The organism is Veillonella rogosae JCM 15642 (genome assembly GCF_002959775.1).
Classification (GTDB): Bacteria; Bacillota; Negativicutes; order Veillonellales; family Veillonellaceae; genus Veillonella; species Veillonella rogosae.
Genome location: NZ_PPCX01000010.1, coordinates 1 through 21,877, shown reverse-complemented (window position 1 = coordinate 21,877; position 21,877 = coordinate 1). Strand labels below are relative to the sequence as shown.

Sequence of the window (21,877 nt, the reverse complement as noted above, 5' to 3'; positions counted from 1 at the left end):
CTTTTCTTGTGTATATTTGTTTATTATAATACGCTAACGCCTTTTAAGGAGTACGCTGTATTTCTAGGTTGTTCTACTTGGAAATCAAGTACAACTGGTGTTTCAGAGTTAATACCAGGTGCTTGGTAGCGGTCACGGTCTGTCGGAATGCGTTTGTATGGCAATTTATCAAGTAATACGGTCATAACTTTGTTCCAAACAGCCTTATGCGTTGGCATAGTCAAAGAATCATCAGTTTGATTGAAGCCTGTACGAACAGTGTGAACAACTTTGTCGTTTACATCGTAGTAGTACAATAATGCATTCACTTTTGCAGTAATGTAGATTTCACGATCTTCATCGTTATATGCATATGGACTATTAATACCATTAACTTGTACATAGATATCTTGTAATGGTACTGGCATAATAACAATTTCAGAATTTTGGGCCGCTGCAATTTGAGCAAGATCAACAGCTCTGATTTGTGCAGTTGGTGTATTAGTACTTACAATAGCAGTATCATAATACGGATATTTAAGCGTATTAGACAAGCGATCTGTCATATAATGACCAAATTGTGCTGTATTTTCATTGCGTAATTTAGCCGGTACAACAATCGTTACTTTACGGCTCGGGAAGTTCTCTAAATGGCCATCATAATTAGCGTTAGATGGATTAATAGTCGCCTTTTCTGGAGTGACAGAAATTGGTGTAGATACAGGTGTATTTGCCACCTTTGTAGTAGGCTGTGTATTGGTTTCGATATTTACGATAGGTGCAGCACTATTTTGGTTGGCTGTCGTAGAACTAATTACGACAGGTTTAGCTCCATTAGAAGTCAATTGACTCATATCAATTGTAGCAGCATTAGCTGTTGCTAATGTAGATGCAAGTAGTACACCTAGTACTGAAAGTAGGGGACGTTTACAGAGTCCGAAGTTACGAAACATAATTCCTCCTCTTAATAAAACTCTTTTAAAATCACAATTTAAAATTACAAACAAAACAACTGGTACTATTATATGGGTTATAGGACAAAACGTGTTGGTACTTTAATCCCAATCATTGAAAGATAATTTGTCATAGTTATGCAAATCACCCCAAGAAATGGCATCCCCCCAAGTTGGAATTATGCCTTGAAGTTGGGCTCTTTCATTCATAGAACTATATATTTTAGAAATACTTGCATCAGTTGGCATTACCTTAAGTATTTCTTTTGCAGAAAGCGGTCTTGGTGAGTGTAAATAACACCACCAAAAGACCGCTTTTATGCGTTTTTCTACAGACATCCCTCGATGGTAACGCAATAAACGTCTGAGTTGTGCGTTTACTCCGCCTTCAATAGGGTTATTAGTCCTCGGACATTCTTTATCCAACACCAATGTTTCATCTAAATATCGAAACATTGTCTCTGTATTAATTAATACCACTAGAGAGTTATAGGCTTTTAATAATCGTTCATGCGTAGCTCTTAAATTATCATTACTATCACGTGTCATTTCACTTAGAAACTCTTTAAAAGTCACCCTCCAATTAAATAATCGTTGAATCCATATTTTTGCATCTTCCTGTGTTTTTACGTTATATAAATCGCTTGCTAAATCTTTTAACATAATGCCTGCTAATGTCTTAGGCCGCCTAGTAGTGTAACGATGTACTTGCCATACGGCATGAACAATACAACGTTGAAGCTTGGCGGTACGCCAAACTTTTTTTAATGCTTTTCTAAGACCAGGTCCACCATCAGAAACGACCACAATGGGTGTCGCTATTCGCTGCATAAGAGCTTGCCATGAGCGAGACTGTTCTGACCTACATAAATACCACCCTAATACATATTCACCATCATAACAGATCAAAATACAAGCTTTTTTAGCTAAGTAAATACCATCAACGAATACCACATCTCTCGAGGTTTCAATTTTGGGCGGCATAGGCCATATTTGCCAGAAATCAGCTATCTGTCTACGAAATGTACGGCCCTGCCCAGGCATGTCCTGTTGTGTTTCTTTACTAAATAACCAATTTAGAAATCGATGAAAACATTTAGTAGTATTATCAATAGTTTGTGTAAAGGTGATGTTACACTGCTTACAATGCCATCGTTGTGATCCAGCTTTAGTTTTCCCATATTTTTGACAAGAAAATCCACAATTTATACATCTTACCAGCATGATTATTCCCTCCACTTAGAACACGATTTTCTAAGAAGATATAACCTTATTGAAGCCAGTAAAATCAAGGGGTTTGGGACTTTTTACCAACACATTTTGTCCACCCTCTAAGTTTATCAAAAGAACTTAAAATGGCGATGGAAGCAGTAATTTACTGGCCCCATCGCCTATAAAACCAACACGTTTTGTCCTATAACCCTATTATATCACATATACAAAAAAAAGAAGCAAGCAGTATGCTTGCTCCTTTGGTCTGGTGGACGATGACAGGATCGAACTGCCGACATCCTGCTTGTAAGGCAGGCGCTCTCCCAGCTGAGCTAATCGTCCATGTGGTGACCCGTCCGGGAATCGAACCCGGGATACCGCCGTGAAAGGGCGGTGTCTTAACCGCTTGACCAACGGGCCAGAATGGCTCCTCGAGTAGGACTCGAACCTACGACCGATCGGTTAACAGCCGATTGCTCTACCGACTGAGCTATCGAGGAATGGTACGATTGTTATTATATGTTAGATTAATTATAAAAGCAAGCCTTTTTTTTAAAATTACTATAAAATAGACCTCGTTAAGTATGACTAAAACACATAACTTTATACGTAAAATTAGTTATTAAAAATATTGATAAGAAAGTCACTAAAATTAATAAAGTCTATAGAGTTTGAAAAATACAGTTAGTTACTGTGTTTATAAGGGTTTAAATGACGATATATTAATGAGAGTTAGCAATATAAGTATATTGAAGATAATCGGTATACATATGCATTGTAGAAAAGTTTAAAAGGTTTATTTGAAAAGAAATATCAGTTAATAAAAAAGTGTATTTATCTTATTAGATATAGTCTGGGTTTGTGGTTAATTATAAACTAAATCTATATATTAGAAAGCCTCTATAGAAAAGGGGTGTGAAAATAGGATTAATGTATGATAAACTATGACTTTTGTCACATTATGAAAGAGTTTTCATCATTATAAAACATGGTATATATAGTCTATTGAAATACCGAAATATATACAAAAATATTCATGAAAACTATTCTCAGAAAGCTAAAAAGCATTGAGAAAACTGTATAGTTGAGGCGTTGAAAGGCTGTATATTGTGTGTTACGATTGATGCATAGAGTAAATCTCAATGTGTATGAGTTTTACATATCTTATACGCTTGAGAATTAAAAGTTATCTCACGGTATTAGAATTAATATTCAATTTTTCCTGAGGAGGGATTATCTTGCGCGAGATCCAAGTATCTGAAATTACAAAAACTATCCGTCAATTATGTATGGATGCAGCTTACCACTTGCCAAAAGACATCTATGAAGGCTTGAAAAAAGGTCGTGAAACAGAAGAGTCTCCAGTAGGTCGTATCGTTCTTGATCAACTCATCGAAAACGCTGAAATCGCTGATGCTGAAGATCGTCCATACTGCCAAGATACTGGTATGACAATGGTATTCTTAAAAGTAGGTCAAGACGTTCATTTCGTTGGTGGCGATCTTACTGAAGCTATCAATGAAGGCGTTGCAGCTGGTTACATCGAAGGTTACCTTCGTAAATCCGTTGTAGGTGAGCCATTGTTCAACCGTAAGAACACTCAAAACAACACTCCAGCTATTATCTACACTGATATCGTTCCTGGCGATAAAGTAGATATCCAAGTAGAGCTTAAAGGTTTCGGTTCCGAAAATAAATCTGGCGTAGCTATGCTTGTTCCTGCTGACGGCGTTGAAGGCGTTAAAAATGCAGTTCTTGAAATCGTTAAAAAAGCTGGCCCTAACCCATGCCCTCCAATCGTACTTGGCGTAGGTATCGGTGGCACTATGGACCAAGCAGCAGTTATGTCCAAAAAAGCTTTGCTTCGCGATATTAGCACACCTCATAAAGATGCTGACTATGCAAAATTAGAAGAAGAAATCATGGAAATGGTTAACAAAACTGGTATCGGTCCACAATTGGGCGGCACTACAACTTGTCTTGGTGTAAACATCGAGTGGGGTGCAACTCATATCGCTGGTCTTCCTGTTGCAGTTACTATCATGTGCCATGCAGCTCGTCATGCTCACGCAGAACTTTAATCGATAGGAGGTAACATTACAATGGCTGAAACAATTCGCATTAACACTGAAGAATATAATGAAGAGTTTTCCCGTAAATTAAAAGTTGGTGATAGCGTTCTTATCACTGGCAAAATTTACTCCGCTCGTGACGCTGCTCATAAAGTTATGACTGAAGCTTTAGCACGTGGCGAAAAATTACCAATCGATTGGACTAACAAATTCGTTTACTACCTTGGTCCAACACCTGCAAAACCTGGTGATCCAATTGGTTCCGCTGGTCCTACAACTTCTGGTCGTATGGATGCTTACACACCAACAATGCTTGATCAAGGTATCAAAGGCATGATTGGTAAAGGTTCCCGTAAACCAGCAGTAGTTGAATCCATGAAGAAAAATGGTTGCACATACTTCGCAGCAGTTGGTGGCGCTGCAGCATTGATTGCAAAATCCATCAAAAAATACGAAGTACTTGCTTATGGTGAGCTTGGTCCAGAAGCTTTGGCTGAATTGACAGTTGAAGACTTCCCTTGCATCGTAGTTGGCGATACTGAAGGTAACAACTTCTACGAAGAAGGCCAAAAACCTTACAGAAAAATCTAATATCACCGTTGAGTGATTAAAAGAGGCTTGCATTTGCAAGCCTCTTTTTGTTGTCTTCATTCTTTAATAGTATGATAATAATATAAGGATATACTTTTACAGTTTATAAGTTAATATCAGGAGATGTTCACTACCTATATGTAGAGTAAAGTCTACCGATTTTGTCTATTTTATGATAATATACATATAGATTTTATACATTCAAAGTGAGTGAGGCGATAACATGACTTCTGTAGAAACTATTCGTCAGTCAGTTCGCACAGCGATGGCTGAATTACTTGATTTGGCAAGGGTTCGAGAAGGTCAACTATTCGTTGTGGGCTGCTCCACTAGCGAAATTATAGGTAAAAAAATCGGCACTGATTCCCATCTAGATGTGGCGCAGGTCGTATTTGATGAAATATATACAGCTGTTAAAGCGAGAGGTCTTAATTTGGCCGTTCAATGCTGTGAACATATTAATCGTGCTCTTGTTATGGAGCGTAGTGCAATGACTTGGGAGGAAGAGGTAAATGTAGTACCTCAACGTCATGCAGGTGGCGCTATGGCAGTAACTGCGTATGAACGTTTTGATGATCCTGTAATGGTTGAGTTTATTCAAGCTGATGCAGGAATCGATATTGGGGATACTTTCATAGGCATGCACATGAAACATGTTACAGTACCAGTACGGCTTAGTTTAAAGGAAATTGGGGAAGCCCATGTAACTGCTTGTCGTGTTCGTCCAAAGAGCATCGGCGGCGAACGTGCTGCATATAATGAAGCGTTGATGTAGGGGGATAGTATGTCAAACGTAATACCATATTTTGTATTAGCCGTCGTAGCATTAGGCTTCTTTGCTATTTGCTACGCCGTTTTTAGTCGAGGTGATGGTGAAAGTCAATCAAAGCCTAAGACGCATAGAAATTCACATGTAGACAATAATATTGAAGCGAAGAATGATAGTCCAACTGCAACGGAATCTAAGCGTGGTGATGTAACGATAACGCATGCAGGTGGTACTAATGTATATACTGCATCGATTGTTGATTCTACTGAAGGTCAATCTGGCGAAGTTTTACAGAATAAATCTACAGAGGTTTTAGATGATGAATCTGGAGAGGTTTTAGTTGATTCTACAGATACATCTTTCAATCGAAGAGATGGTAAGAATACACATGTAGAAAATACATCTACCGGTTACGCCTTAGCCTTAGGTAATCACAATGATGCTGTGACTAGTGCTGAGTCTAATACAGGTGAAAACAGTAAATCTCAAGCTACAAGGACTGAGCCTGCAGCTGATGATACAAAAGGTGAAGTTTTACATGATGAACCTACTGTCGTTGAAAATGAGAAAGTGGTAACTCCTTCTGTTTCAGATGAAACTATTGTGATGACTGCTGTTTCCGATATCAAGCATTCTAATGGCAATCAAGGTACTCCATTAATGGATAAAACTATTGTCTTAGATAAGGTAACTGATGAGCTTCGTAATCGACCGATTTCTGTAGAGGATACCATTGCTATGGGCGAATCTGTAGAGGTCTTAGCTGCTGATGAAGTTGAAAATATGGAAGTCACTCAAATGATTGGCGGCGCTGATGAGGTACAAACTGCGGAAGGTCCATCTGTATTAGATGAAACTCGCCTATTTGATGCATCTGAAATTGAGGCACAGTTAGCTGCAGCAAGTTTAGTTGATGAAGAGGTTCCTACTGGTCAATGGGCTAAAGCTGCACATGAAGATAGATGCATTGAACTAGCTATTGCTCCATTTGTACATGCTTTTGGTGTACTACATGGGGATACACAATATTATGTAGAAGATATTACAAGAGATGCTTTAGCAGCACTTAACATTACAAAGCTAGCTGAAGTAAATGCGTTGTTAGATAATATTGTTATTCAAGAAGCTTTGATGAGTATGCAAAAGGCGTATGCTGCAACAAATACGGAGTGGATGAAGTCCGCTGCGTTAGGGGCTTTCCTCGATGTTGTGCAATCTCCTAAATCTAGTACGCCGTATCTAGTAGCCTTTGATGCATTGCGCATATTACCACATTTAACACTAGGCCACTTCCAAGTTATGGCGTTAACTTTATTATTGCAATATTCTAGAAATTCCAATAACTATGGATTGATTCATTTCCAACATTACGTAGAAAAATATATTGAGCCATTTATTTCTGATTTGCCTCAAAATCATTCCTTCTATCGTCAGCTTGATTACTTGCGCTGTACTCAAGAGGAACGTGAGCCAATTACATTGGCACAAGTATTATCTAATTCTTATCCGCTTGTATTTAACTACCGTGGCTTCTCTAAGGAAGAACTATTCCGTGCTACCGATGGTCGCGGTGTAGATCCACGCTATGTGGTGCGTAGCTTAAACTCCAATTTATATAAATTGGCTTTAGTTGATGAATCCTTGGCACCACGCTTCTTTAGACAAACTCGTATTTCTGACTCCATGGTTCAACGAGATCTATTGGCACTCATGAAGAGCAAACCAACTGCTTTTAGAGGGCAAGAGGCGCGTGATATTATGGATGATATTTCTCCAGTTCTTTTGGACTTGGCAGATGTGTTTGATAAAACGCCGATGTCTAAAATTAGCTTGACCTTGCTAGGTCTTTACTTAGGCCGAGCTCATGTGAAAGCAACGATTGGTGAAGAGTTTGATTTATCTCATTGGTTCTAAGCGACATAGCTTTACAATAGGTAATATGTAATAAAAAGGTCTCCCTAAGATTTAGGGAGACCTTTTGTGTTTTGTAGAACTGATTAGATGGTACTAAAAGCTATTAAAACCAAATTCTTCAATTTCTTCAATATTTAGTAGTTTTACGGTACGACCTGTAATGTCGATAATGCCTTCATCACGTAAACGGCCTAGTTCACGGCTAAGCGCTGTGCGAGATACGTTGAGCACCTCGGCCATTTGCTCACGGTTGTGCGGCAATTGGATTGTTTTAGAGTGTTGGCGTTTATAAATATCTGTTAAGTATGCAAAGATCTTCTCACGCATCCCTTTTAATGTAAGATAATGTACTTTTCTCGTTAAGAGAATTGCTTTTTCCGATAAGTCTTCTAATAGATTAGATAAGATTGTCGTTTGACATTGATGGCATTCTGGCAATGTTTCGATAAATGTTTCAAGTGGTATGAACATAATTTTTGTAGCCTTTGTTGCTTTAATCGTAGCAGGCCATAAAGGTTGCTTACTGAATAGTAATGCTTCGCCGAATATATCGGATTGCTCTAGATTGGCCATGATAACACGTTGGCCCATTATATTTTCTCGAGTTAAAAGAGCACTGCCTTCTAAAATAACGCCGATGCCATCCATTGGATCACCCGAGAGGGCGATGAAGTCATTTTTCTTGTAGCTATGAACAATTACTTTAGCATTGTGTAAATAGCCACGCAATTCATTTTCTCCAAGTTTATTGAATAGCGGGCAATTTACGAGGGTAGGCATATATTGATTGATAATATCTTCAGAAAGTATTTGCTTCATAAGCACCTCCGATGTGACAAAGTCTATAGCAATTAAAAATGATTATTGTATAATAGAAGTATAGGACCAAATGGTCTACCTGTTCCACAAGGGGAGCCAGGAAAAATTTTTGAAAAAGTTTTTATTTGTTGCTCAAGCTACAGAAATTGTATCACCTTTACGTTATACTTTCAAATGTAATCGAACAGAGAACTGATAAAACATCAGTGTAATGTATAGGTTTTATATTATCTAGCTTGAATGCGAGGAAGTCTCGCAAAGGAGGATTTTAAATGAGCATGTTCTGTTATCAATGCGAACAATCTGCAGCACCAGCTGGTTGTACAGTACAAGGTGTATGTGGTAAAACTGCACCAGTTGCAAACTTACAAGACGAATTAACTGCTGCTTTGGTTGGCTTGGCTCGCGCTTTAGACGTAAAAGGCCACACTAAAGAAGGTATCGATTATTTAATGCGTGGTTTATTCATGTGTGTAACAAACGTTAACTTCTCTGAAGACCGCGTTCAAGCGTTCATCGACGAAGTAAACGCTTACCATGCACAAGTGGACAGCACTCAACAAAACTTTGATTGGGAACAATTGTGGAAAGGTGAAGAAGATATCGTATCCCTTCGTTCCACATTATTGTTAGGTATGCGTGGTATGGCTGCATACGCATGGCATGCTGCTCGCCTTGGTTTCCACGATGCTGACGTTGACGCTTGGTTCGTTAAAGGTCTAGTAGAAATGGCGAAAGATCACAGCGCTGAAGAATGGCTTGGTCTTTTGATGGAATTCGGCGAAGTTAACTTGAAATGTATGGCTGTTCTTGATAAAGCTAATACAGAATCTTACGGTACACCAGTACCAACTACAGTACCTTTGACTGTAGAACCAGGTCCTTTCATCGTTGTAACTGGTCATGACCTTCACGACTTGAAACAATTGTTGATCCAAACTGATGGTAAAGGTGTAAATATCTATACTCATGGTGAAATGTTGCCTTGCCACTCTTACCCTGAATTGAAAAAACATCCTCAATTAAAAGGTAACTTCGGTACTGCATGGCAAAACCAACAAAAAGAATTCGTTGACGTTCCTGGCGCATTCTTGTTCACTACAAACTGCATTATGCCACCAAAAGAAAACTACAGAGAAAATATCTTCACTACAGATATGGTAGGTTTCGACGGTTGTGCACACATCGAAGAAAATGCAGATGGTACAAAAGACTTCTCCGCAGTTATCAACCGTGCTATCGAATTGGGCGGCTACAAAGAAGCTCAAGAATTCACTGGTATTAACGGTGGTCATGAAGTAACTACTGGTTTCGGTCATGGCACAGTATTGGGCATTGCTGATACAGTAATCGACGCTGTAAAAGCTGGCGCAATCAAACACTTCTTCTTAGTAGGTGGTTGTGACGGTGCTAAAGTAGGCCGTAACTACTACACAGACTTCGTAAAACAAACTCCAGAAGATACAGTAGTATTGACATTGGCTTGTGGTAAATTCCGTTTCAACGACCTTAACATCGGTGAAATCGGTGGTATCCCTCGTATCCTTGATATGGGTCAATGTAACGATGCTTACTCCGCTATTCAAGTAGCAGTAGCTTTGGCTGGTGCCTTTGAATGTGACGTAAACGACTTGCCATTAACATTGGTATTGTCCTGGTACGAACAAAAAGCGGTATGTATCTTGTTAACATTGTTGGCATTGGGTATCCGCAACATCTACATCGGCCCATCCTTGCCTAAATTCTTCTCCAATAATGTATTGAACATTTTGGTAGAGAAATTCCAATTGCATCCAATTACAACTCCAGAAGCTGACTTGAAAGCTATCTTGGGCTAATCGGATCATTAATCTGTTAACCACAGTCCTACTTCCCCTCTCTTTTATGATTTAGGACTGTTGTTATAAATAACGCACCTAGGGTTATCCTTAGGTGCGTTTTTTACTATTTTGTAAAAGCTATCTGTTAGTGGCTGTATATTGATGGGGCCCAGTTTCGTATCTACAACCTAGTTAAAAAGGAAGGACTATACTTCTTTGCTCCTCGTGACCTGATGTCGCTGCATAAGTATAGTCCTTCCTTTTTATAACTGTAGATATGGAGGTGTCCCATCAATATACTACTTCTCTGATAGATTTTCCCAAAATAGTATGTGCTGGGAGATAGACGCGTTTCGGCCCTCAATAGGTGGTGCCCATTAGTAAAACGTTTGCGGAACATAAGTCCCATCAATATACTATTCCCTACGATAGCTTTTATAAAACTAGTGTGTTGAGGGGAGATCGCTGCATAAGTATAGTCTTTCCTTTTTATAACTGTAGATAAGAAGGCGTCCCATCAATATACTACTCTTTTGATAGTTTTCATATAAATAGTGCTAGGGGAGGAGGTGTGTTAGTCCTCTGTATGCGCACAAATATATCACTAATGTGCATATAGACATTGGTCAATATTGATTGTTATACTATAGGTAAAGTAAGAATTTTCTCACATTATTTATGTGTATATAGAGGCGTGTATGAATAGTATTTTTGATATTATAGGGCCTGTTATGATTGGTCCGTCTAGTTCGCATACAGCGGGTGCTGCGCGGCTAGGTAAGATGGCGCGGTGTATTTTCCGATCCACTCCTAAAAAGGTAGATTTAACTTTATATGGTTCTTTTGCGAAGACCTATAAAGGTCATGGTACAGATCGTGCTTTGGTAGGCGGTTTGTTAGGTTATAAAGAGGATGATACGAATATTCGCATCGCTCATGATTTAGCAAAAAAAGAGGGGATGGAGTATACTTTTATCGAGTCTCCTTTAGATGTTGGTCATCCTAATGTGGTTCGTTTTGATATGTATGATGACCATAATCGTCATATGACTGTTATCGGTAGATCTCTCGGTGGTGGTCAAATAATGATTACCGAAGTGGATGGTAATGATATGTCTATTACCGGTGATGAGTTCACGCTCGTCGTATTCCACGAGGATCGTCCTGGTGCGATTTCTCTTATCAGCCAAGCCTTGAGTGAGTCTGATATTAATATTGCAACGATGCGTGTATTCCGTAAGGGTAAGCACAAGGATGCAGTCATGGTCATTACTACCGACACGGTGGTAAATCCCATTACAGTTCAGTTTATGCGCGAGTGTCCAGGCATTCAAGATGTCATGACCTTTGAAGCGTTATAGGAGGGTGAATGATGAGCTATGCATATGATACAATTGCAGATATTATTCGCCTAGCTGAGGAAAACAACATTTCCTTCGGTGATGTAGTGCTGCGTTATGAATTAGAAAATTATGACCGCAATGAAGAGGCGGTTATTCGGGAAATTGAGCATCGCTTAGATATTTTTGAAATGTCTATCCAAGATGGTATTGCATATACTGATAAAACGGCGTCTGGTATGTCCGGTGGTCAGGCGGCACAGCTTGACGGTCAATCTCCACGTTTTATGAGCGAAATTGCGTATAAGGCGATGACTTATGCTATTGCTGTAAACGAGGCAAATGCAAAAATGTTCCGCATCGTTGCCTGTCCAACAGCGGGGTCTTGTGGTGTTATGCCTGGTGCTGTGAAAGCCGTGGCTGATCACTATCAACTAGATAAATCTACTGTAGTGAAAGGTTTCTTAGCTGCTTCCGGCATTGGTAATGTAGTGGCTAATCGCGCTTGCGTTGCTGGTGCAGTAGGTGGTTGCCAAGCTGAAATTGGTACAGCTGCATGTATGGCTGCAGGGGCTATCGTAGAAATGATGGGTGGTACGCCACGTCAGGTAGGCCATGCCATTGCATTGTGTATGAAAAATTTATTAGGTCTTGCTTGTGATCCTGTGGCGGGTCTCGTAGAGGTGCCTTGCGTTAAGCGTAATGGTTTCTATGCAGTCCACGCTATTACTGCATCTGAGATGGCTTTGATGAATATTGAAAGCCAAATTCCACCAGATGAGGTTATTGAAGCAATGAATAATATTGGTCGCGCTATGCCTGCTGCATTGCGTGAAACAAGTGATGGAGGTCTTGCGGTAACACCGACAGGTACAGCTATTGCTGAAAGAGTGCAATCCTTATAAGGATTGCACTTTTTTCATGCTTTCATTTGTAGTAAAATAAAAGTTAGACTAGTTCAGAAAGGAGTGTGCATGATGGAACAAGCAAATCGAATATTGACTGTATTAGAAGAAGCAGGCTATGAAGCTTATATCATTGGTGGAGCAGTGCGCGATATTTTGATGCATCAAAAGCCTCATGACTTTGATATTGTGACGTCTGCACGTCCTGATACGGTCATTGAAGTCCTACGCGGTCAAGGTATTCAAACGACAGACTTAGTAGGAAAATCCTTTGGTGTAGTAGTAGCTACATTAGAAGGTAAGCAATATGAAATTGCAACGTATCGAACTGAACGATATGGAGCGGATAGTCATCGACCAGAAGAAATCACCTATGCCGATACATTAGAAGAAGATGTATTGCGTCGTGACTTTACTGTAAATGGCATGGCTATGAATCGCTTTGGTGAGGTCATTGACCTTGTAGGTGGACGCCGTGATATCAAGCATAAGACCTTGCGTACCATTGGCGATGCGCAGAAACGTTTTGAAGAAGATGCATTGCGTCTATTTAGAGCGTGTCGTTTTGTGGCGAAGTTAGACTTCTTGCCTAGCAAAGATTTATTAGAAGCTATGCCTAAGGCTTTTCATCGCGTCTCTGGATTATCCTTAGAGCGCGTTCGGGATGAAATAAATCGTCTCATGCTTGAGCCAGCGGTGGCTAAAGGATTAGATGTATTGGTGCAATCACGCTTGGCAGAATGTTCATGTCGAGTAGTTGAAAACGGCGTGGCTCGAGAGGTTCCTATTCTGCCTGAGCTATATCACCTTGTGAATTTACCGCAAGAAAAAGACTTTCACCAGTTCGATGGTTGGTACCATACATTAGCCGTTGTATCTAATACAGAGCCTGATTTGACCTTGCGATGGGGTGCATTACTACACGATGTAGCGAAGGGGATGCCTACGGTGCGTGCTGTGGTGAATGGTCGCCTCACAGATCGTGGTCATGATACCTTAGGGGCTGAAATGACAGAAACCTTGCTTACTCGTTTAGGTTACCCTAAAGCTTTTGTACAGCGAGTAGCGTGGATTGTAAAAAATCATATGCGTTTCCATTATTTTGTACAAAATGGCGATGCGAATGAGAAAAAATGGCTTCGTAAAGAGGCTCGTAGTGGTGAATTCCGTGATAGCCAAATCATGCGAACTGCATGGGAGCAATTAGCCAAGGTTTGTGCTGCCGATGTGTTAGGCTGTGGGAAGCCTTATGCATCGACTGATGGAACCTTAGCCTTTGGTGAATGTATGGCAGATCTGAGCCTAGAGATGCCTATCCATACAAAGGATTTAAATTATGATGAACGTGTTATTAAGCTTGCAGGGAATAAAGTGGGGGAAGGATTGCAGTATTTATTAGGTCAGGTACAAAATGGAGTGATTACCAATGAACCAGATGCGCTATATGATGCATTAGACCATAAGTTACGCCGTCCAGTGGAGAAATGATGAAGTTATTAAATAAAGCGTTATTACGCATGAGTGATTGGAGTCGCACTACATGGTGCCTTGCCATACTCATGACCGTTGCTTTCGTCCTTATCGGTCGTTTAGCACAGTTACAGGTCTTTGATACCTTTGACCTAGAGAAGAAAAACTTATTACAAGTTCAAGTAGATAGAAAATTACAATCGCCGCGGGGTACAATCTATGACCGTAATGGCAAGCCATTGGCGATGAGTGTAGTTACAAAATCTTTATATGCGGATCCGAAGATGATTAAACAGTCTCCTCAAGAGATTGCGGAGCTCATCTCACCGTATGTAACGATGTCAAAAGAGAATATTGTAAAAGCTTTGCAAGAGGATACCGCCTTTGTCTGGTTGAATCGTATGATGGATGCAGACAAATCAAAAGCGGTACAACAAGTTATTAAGGATAATAATATTGCAGGCCTTAATTTCGTTGAAGAATCTAAGCGCTATTATCCAAATGGTGTCTTAGCGGCACAAGTATTAGGCTTTGTCGGCACTGATGATAAAGGGCTTGATGGTCTAGAAATGGTTCTCGATGACGAATTAAAGGGGGGCGTACAACAAGAAATTGTAGCTACTGATAATAAAGGGAATGCCATCTTTGGTTCCGTACTATCTAAATTTTTACCAGATAAGGGTAAAAGCGTAACCTTAACCATCGATGCAACAATTCAATTTATTGCAGAACGCGCTCTTGATAAGGCGATGGTTGATACAGGAGCTAAGCATGCCAGCGTTATCGTTATGGATCCAAAGACCGGTGAAATATTAGCGATGGCCAATCGTCCAAGTTATGATCCTAATAACTACAACCAAAGTGGTGAAGAGGCTTTCAAAAATATTGCGGTTACCAATTTATATGAACCAGGTTCTACATTCAAACCTATCATTGCATCTGCAGCTCTTGCAGCAGGCAAATGGAAGTTAGACACTGTGTATAACGATAAAGGGGCCTTCGCTGCCAATGGACATATCATTAGAAACTGGAATGGTGAGGGATATGGTCCTGTTCGTTTGCTAGATATTTTGAAGTACTCTATTAATACTGGTATGGCTGAAATTGGTACATTAACAGGGGCAGATATTCTCTCGAAATATGTACGTGATTATGGCTTTGGTTCTGAAACAGGTATTGAATTGCCTGGTGAAGGAGCAGGTATTTTGTATAATCCAGAGGATATGAGTAAGCTAGACGTGGCAACCATGTCTATCGGTCAAGGTATTGCGGTTACACCATTACAAATGGTTCGCGCCTTTGGTGCACTTTCTAATGGTGGGGCTATGATGAAACCACATATCATCAAGTCTTATAGTAACTCTCAAGGCGATGTAACAAGTACGACTGAAACATCTGTTGTGGGACAACCAGTTCCGGAGGAAACAGCTAAAACCATTGTAGATATTCTAGAAAAAGAAGTATCTGAAGGTGGCGGTACAAAAGCGATGGTAGAAGGTTATCACTTCGGCGGTAAAACTGGTACGGCGCAAAAACTAGATACTAAACATGGCGGTTATCTCGACGGACAATATATTGCGTCCTTTATTGGTTTTGGCCCTGTAGAGGATCCAAAATTTGTAGTTCTTGTCGTTATTGATGACCCACAAAAGGGTTCTTATTATGGTAGTCAAATTGTAGCCCCTGTATTTAAGGACATCGTATCTCAGCTTGTACGGTATTACCAAATGAGTCCGTATGTTAAAGAAAGTACACCAGTAGCTGTTAAAGCTGCTAATACACTACCTGAACCAAAACCGGGAAGTGATGGTTCTGTTACATTGCCTAACTTTACTGGTTTTACCTATGGTGAAGTGCGTGATTGGTTACATAAGGCGGGACTTGCCTTTAAACCGGATGGAACTGGTACGGCTACATCTCAAGATGAAAGTAGCGGTACAACTGTTCAGGCTGGTACAGCAATTACTGTTCATTTCCGTAGATAAAACGAATTCGGTCATAATTAGAAATTATAGACAGTTCGTTATATAATAGAATAAGAGACTTAGGTGCCTCTCCGGAGGCACCTTATTTTATAGATAGTTTGAATGAATGGAGATACACATGATCGAATTACGCGGTAAAGCAGTAGCAGATGCTCACAAGGCGATTTTACAAGAAAAAGTTGCAGCAGTAGGCGACTCTGTAATTACTATGGCAGTATTACTCGTTGGTGAAGACCATGGGGCTCATATGTATGCTACATTTATGGAAAAGACAGCTAAGAACTTTGGCTATGGCTTTGTATTAAAGGAATTACCTGAAACGGCTACACAGGATGAAGTAGTTACAGCATTGCAAGAATTAAATAATGATGCGGCTGTTCATGGAATTTTACCGTTAATGCCGATGCCTAAACACATTGATACAGAGGCTCTTATTGATATGCTAGATCCTAAAAAAGATATCGATGGTTTAACTACGTATAATATTGGCCTTGTAACTGCAGGTAAAGGTGGTTTTGCCCCTTGTACAGCTAAGGCGTGCATGGCAATTTTGAATCACTACGATATTCCTGTAGAGGGGAAACATGTGGTAGTAATCGGTCGTAGCCAAGTTATTGGCAAACCAGTAGCTCTTATGACCCTTGGTGCACATGGTACTGTTACAATGTGCCATTCTAGAACTCCTGATTTGGCAGAGCAAGTAAAACGAGGCGATATCGTTATTGCTGCAGCGGGTCGTGCTCATATGATTACAGCAGATATGATTAAGCCAGGTGCTGTTGTTATCGATGTAGGCATTAATGAACTAGAAGGTAAGACGGTAGGCGATGTTGATTATGAAGCGGTAAAAGATATTGCGTCTGCAATTACTCCAGTACCTGGTGGTGTAGGCTCTGTAACGACTACTATGATGCTTGAAGCTGTATATGAGGCATACCATGCATGAGATGTCTATAGCAGAAGGCATACTTGATGTAGCCCTCGATACGTTACGCCAACACGATGCATCTGTGATTCATTCCGTTCAACTCGATTTGGGCCTTATGAGTGGGGTAGAGCCAGATTCGTTGCTTTTTTGTTGGGAAGCCGTTACTAAAGGAACTCCTGCTGAAGGGTCACGCATTGAAATCAACACAATTCCCATAGAAGGAAAGTGCTTAGATTGTGATAAGACATTTCCTGTAGAAAACTATAAGTTTATCTGTCCTCATTGTGACAGTCATTTCGTACAAACCATCGGGGGCCGCGAATTACAAGTGACCTCCATGGATATCGATTGATAGAAAGGTTTGGACATGCAAGTTCAAGTTAAAACCAATGTACTGGCAAAAAATGATGCCATTGCAACGTCCTTGCAACAGTTGTTTAAGGAAAAAAATATATTTGTATTTAACTTGTTAGGTTCTCCAGGGGCTGGCAAGACATCTCTTTTAGAGGCTACCTTACAAGATTTAAAAAAGGATTATCGTCTAGCTGTTATTGAAGGTGATTTGTTTACCGCTAAGGATGCAGAACGAATTCATGCCTTAGGCGTGCCTGTTATCCAAATTAATACAGTTGGTGGTTGTCATCTCGATGCACAGATGATTCAAGATGCCTTAGGTGATTTAAATCTTGATGATCTTGATATGATCATTATCGAAAATGTAGGCAATTTAGTATGTCCTGCAGAATTTGAGATTGGTGAAAGTATGAAAGTAACAGTTTTATCTGTTACTGAAGGGGAAGATAAACCACTTAAATATCCATTAATCTTTAAAGAGTCTAAGGCCATCCTCATTAATAAGATTGATTTGTTGCCGTATGTGCCTTTCAAAAAGGAACAGGCCATACAAGATATTCGTAATTTAAATCCTAATGGAGAGATATTTGAAGTAAGTTGCACGGCCCATAATGGTCTTGAACCTTGGCTGACATGGTTGCGTGCACAATTGGAGACTAATCGATGAACTATTCTATGAAGAGTCGTATTGTAGCGGCCCTCCTTGTAGGTTTATCTGCTACTACTATCGGATATGCAGAGGAGCCTGCAATTTCTACAGTTAATCCTTTTGCAATAGAAACTACTGATGAAACGAACGAGGCGGCCCAAGATGCTACAATTGGTCAAGGCGGCGGAGAGGCATCTGGCGAAGCTGATAGCTTAGCCTATCTTGATAATGCGCCCATAAAAGTCGTTAAACCTGAAGCAACGACTAAAAATGAGCGCACTAAAACAGGGTGGTTGGCGGAACAAATGGCAGTTACTGAATTTGGTGACTCTATACAGTTCTGGCAAGCGGCTAGCGAAAATGAAGGGCCGTTGCCGAGCATTACTCAAAATAATTTAGCAGATATTGGTAAGTCCTATACCGCTAATGATTTGCCATCCTTAGGTTCTGAAGATGATTATGCTATTGCTACCTACCGCTTGGGAGACAAATTTGTCGTGCCTAAAGATGTAGACAAGACAGAAGTGCGAGATAACTTTACTACCTATCATATGAAAGATCTTGCCGTAACTGTATATACAGGTCCTTCTGTAGAGCGCTTGGTAAATGATCCATTGCGTGGTCAAGGGGCGACGTATTTCTTTGAACCAAATACTATTACCAATATTCATAGTACGAAAAAAGGCGTCAATACTGTACGTGATATTGGCCCTGGTAGCACGCGTATGGAATTGGTATTTGCTTATGGCAGTCCTAATGCGATGTGGCGTGATCAAAAAAATGAGACATATATTTTCCTTTATGAAGGTCATTCTGAAAATTCATGGCCACAAAAAAAGGATTTTAAGAGTCCTGTAGAGAATACAAATAGTAATAGTCAACAACAATCTATGCTTGGTCAACAGAAGGAATATATTGCTTTTACTATTAAACAAAGCAATATAGAGGCTGTTGATATGATTAGTGGTCAAGTATGGCCTAGATTTGGTTTACCAAAAGCACCGGTATATGATTTCGAAGCGGGCAAATTGACTGCTGATGACTTCGTGTTGCGTGGCTTACAGCTAAATGATCACTTTATCAACGATTCTAATAATGACTGGAAACATCAGGGCATGCTCTTCGGCTCTGCGTTCATTGGCTATAATGAATACGGCGTAAGTGTAGATAAAAAGAATCTCATCAATCGTGTACTATTAAATATTTACACGCCAACACGTCGCGGTATTGCGATGGGCGATACTAAGTATTTATTGCTCTTTGTGTACGGTATGCCAACTCGTATCGTTGAATCTACAACGAATTCGGGCACGTCTACTGTATATGAATATAAAAATCCAGCGGCAAGCAATTCTTATTTACAGTTTGCCCTAGATGAAAAAAACCAATATATCAAATCCGTTATGTTATCTGACCGTCCGGTTAAGTAGGATAGGTCACAGCGAGGAGGCAAAGGATATGGTTACTGTACAAGATGTAAAAGAACGTTGGGAAAAAATTCAAAACGATGATGAACGTATATTGTTTATCGTTGGTGGTCCAGGTTCTGGTAAAAGTTTGCTAATTCGTGAATTGTCCGAGCAAAAGGGTTGGAAATACTTGGAAGCTAAACAGCTTATCGAAGAAGAATTCCTACTTGTGCCTCGTGATGAACGTCCTCAATTAGCAGAAGAAGTTATTTGTCGTGCTCTTAGCCGTAGTGATACTGAAGTAGTATTGCTCGATGGCATTAATGTATTCTTTGCGCCAATCTTAAATTTAGAACCATTTGAATTACTAAAAACTATTAGTAAGAAGTATCCTATTGTCGTTGGCTGGCGTGGTCACCTTGAAGGGAATCAGTTGTACTTAGAACATAACAATGATCCAAAACATGCTGTAGTTACTATTGCACATCCAGATCATGTTGTTGTAATCGACTAACTACAAAATTGAACATATTGGTAAAATATAGGGAAAACTATAAATGTATCAAAAGGAGATAGATTACTATCTCCTTTTTTGGTTGCTTTTTTAATAACTACTCCATAAAAACTTGAAATTACTGTATTTTATGTGGGTTTAATGAAATGTAAATTTTTTTTGACAAAATACTTGCATAGGGTATCGTTTCATGTTATTATGATTAAGCACTAAGGGATACCGCAGTGAACGATGAAAAGCTTCAAAAAAGTTTTTAAAAAGTTCTTGACACTTAGTGTGGCAGATGATACAATTCATCTTGTCGTAATGATGCTGGCGTAGCTCAATAGGTAGAGCAGCTGACTTGTAATCAGCAGGTTGTGGGTTCAATTCCTATCGCCAGCTCCATTTTATTTATGGAGGGATTCCCGAGCGGCCAAAGGGAGCAGACTGTAAATCTGCCGTCTTCGACTTCGAAGGTTCGAATCCTTCTCCCTCCACCATCTATAGCGGGGTGGAGCAGTTGGTAGCTCGTCGGGCTCATAACCCGAAGGTCGCAGGTTCAAGTCCTGTCCCCGCAACCACAAATATTCACAGTGAAATGATCGTTCATTGTGCTGGTGTAGCTCAGTCGGCAGAGCGTATCCTTGGTAAGGATAAGGTCACCGGTTCAATCCCGGTCACTAGCTCCATACATGGCGGCATAGCTCAGTTGGCTAGAGCAATCGGTTCATACCCGGTGTGTCCGCGGTTCAAGTCCGTGTGCCGCCACCATTAAACCTCACGTTGGTGAGGATTTTTTTATTTCTACCCATAAACCATAATAGCAACACTATAATATTTAATCTTTAATACTAAGAAAGATTAAGATTATAAAGTAAGAGATGTGACGTTATAAAATAAAGTCGATAGATAGGAGTGATTCGTATCGGTCGACTTTTTTGTGCATTTGTATATATGGTATAATAATTTGTAGGAGAATGTTATATTCCATTGATAAATTAGGGTTAATATATTATATTAATACTAGAATGTAATTTGTTTTTGTGAAGGAGGATACAATCCTAATGGCAAAAGAAAAATTTGAACGTACGAAACCGCATGTTAACATCGGTACAATCGGTCACGTTGACCATGGTAAAACTACTTTGACTGCTGCAATCACTAAAGTATTGGCTGAAAAAGGCCAAGCTGATTTCCAAGATTACAGCATGATCGATAAAGCTCCAGAAGAACGTGAACGCGGTATCACAATCAACACTGCACACGTTGAGTATGAAACTGCTAACCGTCACTATGCACACGTTGACTGCCCAGGCCATGCTGACTATGTTAAAAACATGATCACTGGTGCGGCTCAAATGGACGGCGCTATCTTAGTATGTTCCGCAGCTGACGGCCCTATGCCACAAACTCGCGAACACATCTTGTTGGCTCGCCAAGTTGGTGTTCCTGCAATCGTAGTATTCTTGAACAAAGCTGACATGGTTGACGACGAAGAATTGATTGAATTAGTAGAAATGGAAGTTCGTGAACTTCTTTCCTCCTACGAATTCCCTGGCGACGAAGTACCTATCGTTGTAGGTTCCGCTTTGAAAGCTTTGGAAGGCGACGCTCAATATGTAGCTAAAATCGACGACTTGATGGACGCTGTAGACTCCTACATCCCAACACCAGTTCGTGATACTGACAAACCTTTCTTGATGCCTGTAGAGGACGTTTTCACAATCACTGGTCGTGGTACAGTAGCAACTGGCCGTGTTGAACGTGGTCAAGTAAACGTTGGCGATACTATCGAAGTAGTAGGCTTGAAAGAAAAAGCTGAACAATACGTAGTAACTGGTCTTGAAATGTTCCGTAAAGTGTTGGATTCTGCAGTAGCAGGTGACAACGTAGGTGCATTGCTTCGTGGTGTTGACCGTAAAGACATCGAACGTGGTCAAGTATTGGCTAAACCAGGTTCCATCAAACCACACACAAAATTCAAAGCAGAAGTTTACGTATTGACTAAAGAAGAAGGTGGCCGTCATACTCCATTCTTCTCCAACTACCGTCCACAATTCTACTTCCGTACAACAGACGTAACAGGTGTTGTAAACCTTCCTGAAGGTGTAGAAATGTGTATGCCTGGCGATAACGTAACAATGAACATCGAATTGATTACACCAATCGCTATTGAAGAAGGTCTTCGTTTCGCGATTCGCGAAGGTGGCCA

Annotated in this window: 18 protein-coding genes and 8 tRNA genes; 20 read left to right on the top strand and 6 right to left on the bottom strand. The window is 40.1% G+C overall.

The window, feature by feature from the left end; all coding sequences use genetic code 11:
• Positions 1-23: 23 nt before the first annotated feature.
• The 5 genes from VRHSUH09_RS05360 to VRHSUH09_RS05340 all read right to left on the bottom strand — a co-directional run bounded on the left by VRHSUH09_RS05360 (position 24) and on the right by VRHSUH09_RS05340 (position 2,644).
• Complete coding sequence (locus VRHSUH09_RS05360) at positions 24-932, bottom strand: hypothetical protein (RefSeq protein WP_105081608.1); 909 nt, start codon at positions 930-932, stop codon at positions 24-26.
• A 102-nt stretch (positions 933-1,034) separates the two neighbouring features.
• Positions 1,035-2,156 (bottom strand): IS1249 family transposase, encoded by a 1,122-nt coding sequence (locus VRHSUH09_RS05355; protein WP_009351498.1) that lies wholly within the window; start codon positions 2,154-2,156, stop codon positions 1,035-1,037.
• A 254-nt stretch (positions 2,157-2,410) separates the two neighbouring features.
• Positions 2,411-2,486: transfer RNA gene (locus tag VRHSUH09_RS05350), tRNA-Val, on the bottom strand.
• Positions 2,487-2,489: 3 nt separating this feature from the next.
• Positions 2,490-2,564 (bottom strand) — tRNA-Glu (locus tag VRHSUH09_RS05345).
• A 4-nt stretch (positions 2,565-2,568) separates the two neighbouring features.
• A tRNA-Asn gene (locus VRHSUH09_RS05340) sits at positions 2,569-2,644 on the bottom strand.
• A 738-nt stretch (positions 2,645-3,382) separates the two neighbouring features.
• Between VRHSUH09_RS05340 and VRHSUH09_RS05335 the strand changes: the two genes are divergently transcribed.
• The 4 genes from VRHSUH09_RS05335 to VRHSUH09_RS05320 all read left to right on the top strand — a co-directional run bounded on the left by VRHSUH09_RS05335 (position 3,383) and on the right by VRHSUH09_RS05320 (position 7,490).
• The gene (locus VRHSUH09_RS05335; protein ID WP_105081607.1) at positions 3,383-4,225 is read left to right on the top strand and encodes a fumarate hydratase; all 843 of its coding nucleotides are present in this window, start codon (positions 3,383-3,385) and stop codon (positions 4,223-4,225) included.
• Between the two features lie 21 nt (positions 4,226-4,246).
• Positions 4,247-4,807, top strand: a complete 561-nt coding sequence (locus VRHSUH09_RS05330; protein ID WP_009352515.1) for a Fe-S-containing hydro-lyase — start codon at positions 4,247-4,249, stop codon at positions 4,805-4,807.
• Between the two features lie 223 nt (positions 4,808-5,030).
• The gene (locus VRHSUH09_RS05325; RefSeq protein WP_105081606.1) at positions 5,031-5,582 is read left to right on the top strand and encodes a TIGR01440 family protein; all 552 of its coding nucleotides are present in this window, start codon (positions 5,031-5,033) and stop codon (positions 5,580-5,582) included.
• Between the two features lie 9 nt (positions 5,583-5,591).
• Positions 5,592-7,490, top strand: coding sequence for an LPO_1073/Vpar_1526 family protein (locus tag VRHSUH09_RS05320; RefSeq protein WP_105081605.1), 1,899 nt, complete (start codon positions 5,592-5,594; stop codon positions 7,488-7,490).
• Between the two features lie 93 nt (positions 7,491-7,583).
• On the opposite strand, the gene VRHSUH09_RS05315 is transcribed toward VRHSUH09_RS05320, so the two are convergent.
• Positions 7,584-8,309, bottom strand: coding sequence for a Crp/Fnr family transcriptional regulator (locus VRHSUH09_RS05315; protein ID WP_009352426.1), 726 nt, complete (start codon positions 8,307-8,309; stop codon positions 7,584-7,586).
• 272 nt (positions 8,310-8,581) lie between these two features.
• Between VRHSUH09_RS05315 and hcp the strand changes: the two genes are divergently transcribed.
• From hcp to tuf, 16 genes are all read left to right on the top strand, one after another.
• Complete coding sequence (gene hcp, locus VRHSUH09_RS05310) at positions 8,582-10,147, top strand: hydroxylamine reductase (RefSeq protein ID WP_009352266.1); 1,566 nt, start codon at positions 8,582-8,584, stop codon at positions 10,145-10,147.
• A gap of 680 nt (positions 10,148-10,827) precedes the next feature.
• Positions 10,828-11,490 carry an L-serine ammonia-lyase, iron-sulfur-dependent subunit beta gene (gene sdaAB, locus VRHSUH09_RS05305; protein ID WP_105081604.1) on the top strand — a complete coding sequence of 221 codons (663 nt, stop codon included), beginning with the start codon at positions 10,828-10,830 and terminating at the stop codon, positions 11,488-11,490.
• An 11-nt stretch (positions 11,491-11,501) separates the two neighbouring features.
• Positions 11,502-12,374 (top strand): L-serine ammonia-lyase, iron-sulfur-dependent, subunit alpha, encoded by an 873-nt coding sequence (gene sdaAA / locus VRHSUH09_RS05300; protein WP_105081850.1) that lies wholly within the window; start codon positions 11,502-11,504, stop codon positions 12,372-12,374.
• A gap of 69 nt (positions 12,375-12,443) precedes the next feature.
• On the top strand, positions 12,444-13,862 hold the full coding sequence (locus tag VRHSUH09_RS05295) for a CCA tRNA nucleotidyltransferase (protein WP_105081603.1): 1,419 nt from the start codon (positions 12,444-12,446) through the stop codon (positions 13,860-13,862).
• Entirely contained in the window at positions 13,862-15,829 is a 1,968-nt protein-coding gene (locus tag VRHSUH09_RS05290) for a penicillin-binding transpeptidase domain-containing protein (protein WP_174683238.1), read from the top strand. Before VRHSUH09_RS05295 ends, VRHSUH09_RS05290 begins: the two co-directional genes overlap by 1 nt.
• A gap of 118 nt (positions 15,830-15,947) precedes the next feature.
• Positions 15,948-16,775, top strand: a complete 828-nt coding sequence (locus tag VRHSUH09_RS05285) for a bifunctional 5,10-methylenetetrahydrofolate dehydrogenase/5,10-methenyltetrahydrofolate cyclohydrolase (RefSeq protein ID WP_009350992.1) — start codon at positions 15,948-15,950, stop codon at positions 16,773-16,775.
• Positions 16,768-17,109, top strand: coding sequence for a hydrogenase maturation nickel metallochaperone HypA (gene hypA, locus VRHSUH09_RS05280; RefSeq protein ID WP_054748724.1), 342 nt, complete (start codon positions 16,768-16,770; stop codon positions 17,107-17,109). Before VRHSUH09_RS05285 ends, hypA begins: the two co-directional genes overlap by 8 nt.
• 15 nt (positions 17,110-17,124) lie before the next feature.
• The gene (gene hypB / locus VRHSUH09_RS05275; RefSeq protein WP_105081601.1) at positions 17,125-17,778 is read left to right on the top strand and encodes a hydrogenase nickel incorporation protein HypB; all 654 of its coding nucleotides are present in this window, start codon (positions 17,125-17,127) and stop codon (positions 17,776-17,778) included.
• A complete protein-coding gene (locus VRHSUH09_RS05270; protein WP_105081600.1) occupies positions 17,775-19,190 on the top strand; it encodes a hypothetical protein in 1,416 nt (471 codons plus the stop codon). The genes hypB and VRHSUH09_RS05270 overlap by 4 nt, the downstream gene beginning before the upstream one ends.
• 28 nt (positions 19,191-19,218) lie before the next feature.
• Positions 19,219-19,683 (top strand): BREX-3 system P-loop-containing protein BrxF, encoded by a 465-nt coding sequence (brxF, locus tag VRHSUH09_RS05265; protein WP_043005784.1) that lies wholly within the window; start codon positions 19,219-19,221, stop codon positions 19,681-19,683.
• A gap of 311 nt (positions 19,684-19,994) precedes the next feature.
• A tRNA-Thr gene (locus VRHSUH09_RS05260) sits at positions 19,995-20,070 on the top strand.
• 10 nt (positions 20,071-20,080) lie between these two features.
• Positions 20,081-20,165 (top strand) — tRNA-Tyr (locus VRHSUH09_RS05255).
• A gap of 5 nt (positions 20,166-20,170) precedes the next feature.
• Positions 20,171-20,246 (top strand) — tRNA-Met (locus VRHSUH09_RS05250).
• 32 nt (positions 20,247-20,278) lie between these two features.
• Positions 20,279-20,354 (top strand) — tRNA-Thr (locus VRHSUH09_RS05245).
• A 5-nt stretch (positions 20,355-20,359) separates the two neighbouring features.
• A tRNA-Met gene (locus tag VRHSUH09_RS05240) sits at positions 20,360-20,436 on the top strand.
• A 293-nt stretch (positions 20,437-20,729) separates the two neighbouring features.
• Positions 20,730-21,877, top strand: a 1,148-nt coding sequence (gene tuf / locus VRHSUH09_RS05235) for an elongation factor Tu (RefSeq protein ID WP_105081599.1), incomplete at its 3' end; no start/stop codon positions are given.

Coding starts and splice junctions, on each gene's coding strand:
- VRHSUH09_RS05285 (WP_009350992.1), top strand. CDS start 15,948: ATGATCGAATTACGCGGTAAAGCAGTAGCAGATGCTCACAAGGCGATT.
- VRHSUH09_RS05290 (WP_174683238.1), top strand. CDS start 13,862: ATGAAGTTATTAAATAAAGCGTTATTACGCATGAGTGATTGGAGTCGC.
- VRHSUH09_RS05295 (WP_105081603.1), top strand. CDS start 12,444: ATGATGGAACAAGCAAATCGAATATTGACTGTATTAGAAGAAGCAGGC.
- hypA (WP_054748724.1), top strand. CDS start 16,768: ATGCATGAGATGTCTATAGCAGAAGGCATACTTGATGTAGCCCTCGAT.
- VRHSUH09_RS05330 (WP_009352515.1), top strand. CDS start 4,247: ATGGCTGAAACAATTCGCATTAACACTGAAGAATATAATGAAGAGTTT.
- sdaAB (WP_105081604.1), top strand. CDS start 10,828: ATGAATAGTATTTTTGATATTATAGGGCCTGTTATGATTGGTCCGTCT.
- hcp (WP_009352266.1), top strand. CDS start 8,582: ATGAGCATGTTCTGTTATCAATGCGAACAATCTGCAGCACCAGCTGGT.
- VRHSUH09_RS05355 (WP_009351498.1), bottom strand. CDS start 2,156: ATGCTGGTAAGATGTATAAATTGTGGATTTTCTTGTCAAAAATATGGG.
- brxF (WP_043005784.1), top strand. CDS start 19,219: ATGGTTACTGTACAAGATGTAAAAGAACGTTGGGAAAAAATTCAAAAC.
- hypB (WP_105081601.1), top strand. CDS start 17,125: ATGCAAGTTCAAGTTAAAACCAATGTACTGGCAAAAAATGATGCCATT.
- VRHSUH09_RS05320 (WP_105081605.1), top strand. CDS start 5,592: ATGTCAAACGTAATACCATATTTTGTATTAGCCGTCGTAGCATTAGGC.
- VRHSUH09_RS05360 (WP_105081608.1), bottom strand. CDS start 932: ATGTTTCGTAACTTCGGACTCTGTAAACGTCCCCTACTTTCAGTACTA.
- VRHSUH09_RS05325 (WP_105081606.1), top strand. CDS start 5,031: ATGACTTCTGTAGAAACTATTCGTCAGTCAGTTCGCACAGCGATGGCT.
- sdaAA (WP_105081850.1), top strand. CDS start 11,502: ATGAGCTATGCATATGATACAATTGCAGATATTATTCGCCTAGCTGAG.
- VRHSUH09_RS05315 (WP_009352426.1), bottom strand. CDS start 8,309: ATGAAGCAAATACTTTCTGAAGATATTATCAATCAATATATGCCTACC.
- VRHSUH09_RS05270 (WP_105081600.1), top strand. CDS start 17,775: ATGAACTATTCTATGAAGAGTCGTATTGTAGCGGCCCTCCTTGTAGGT.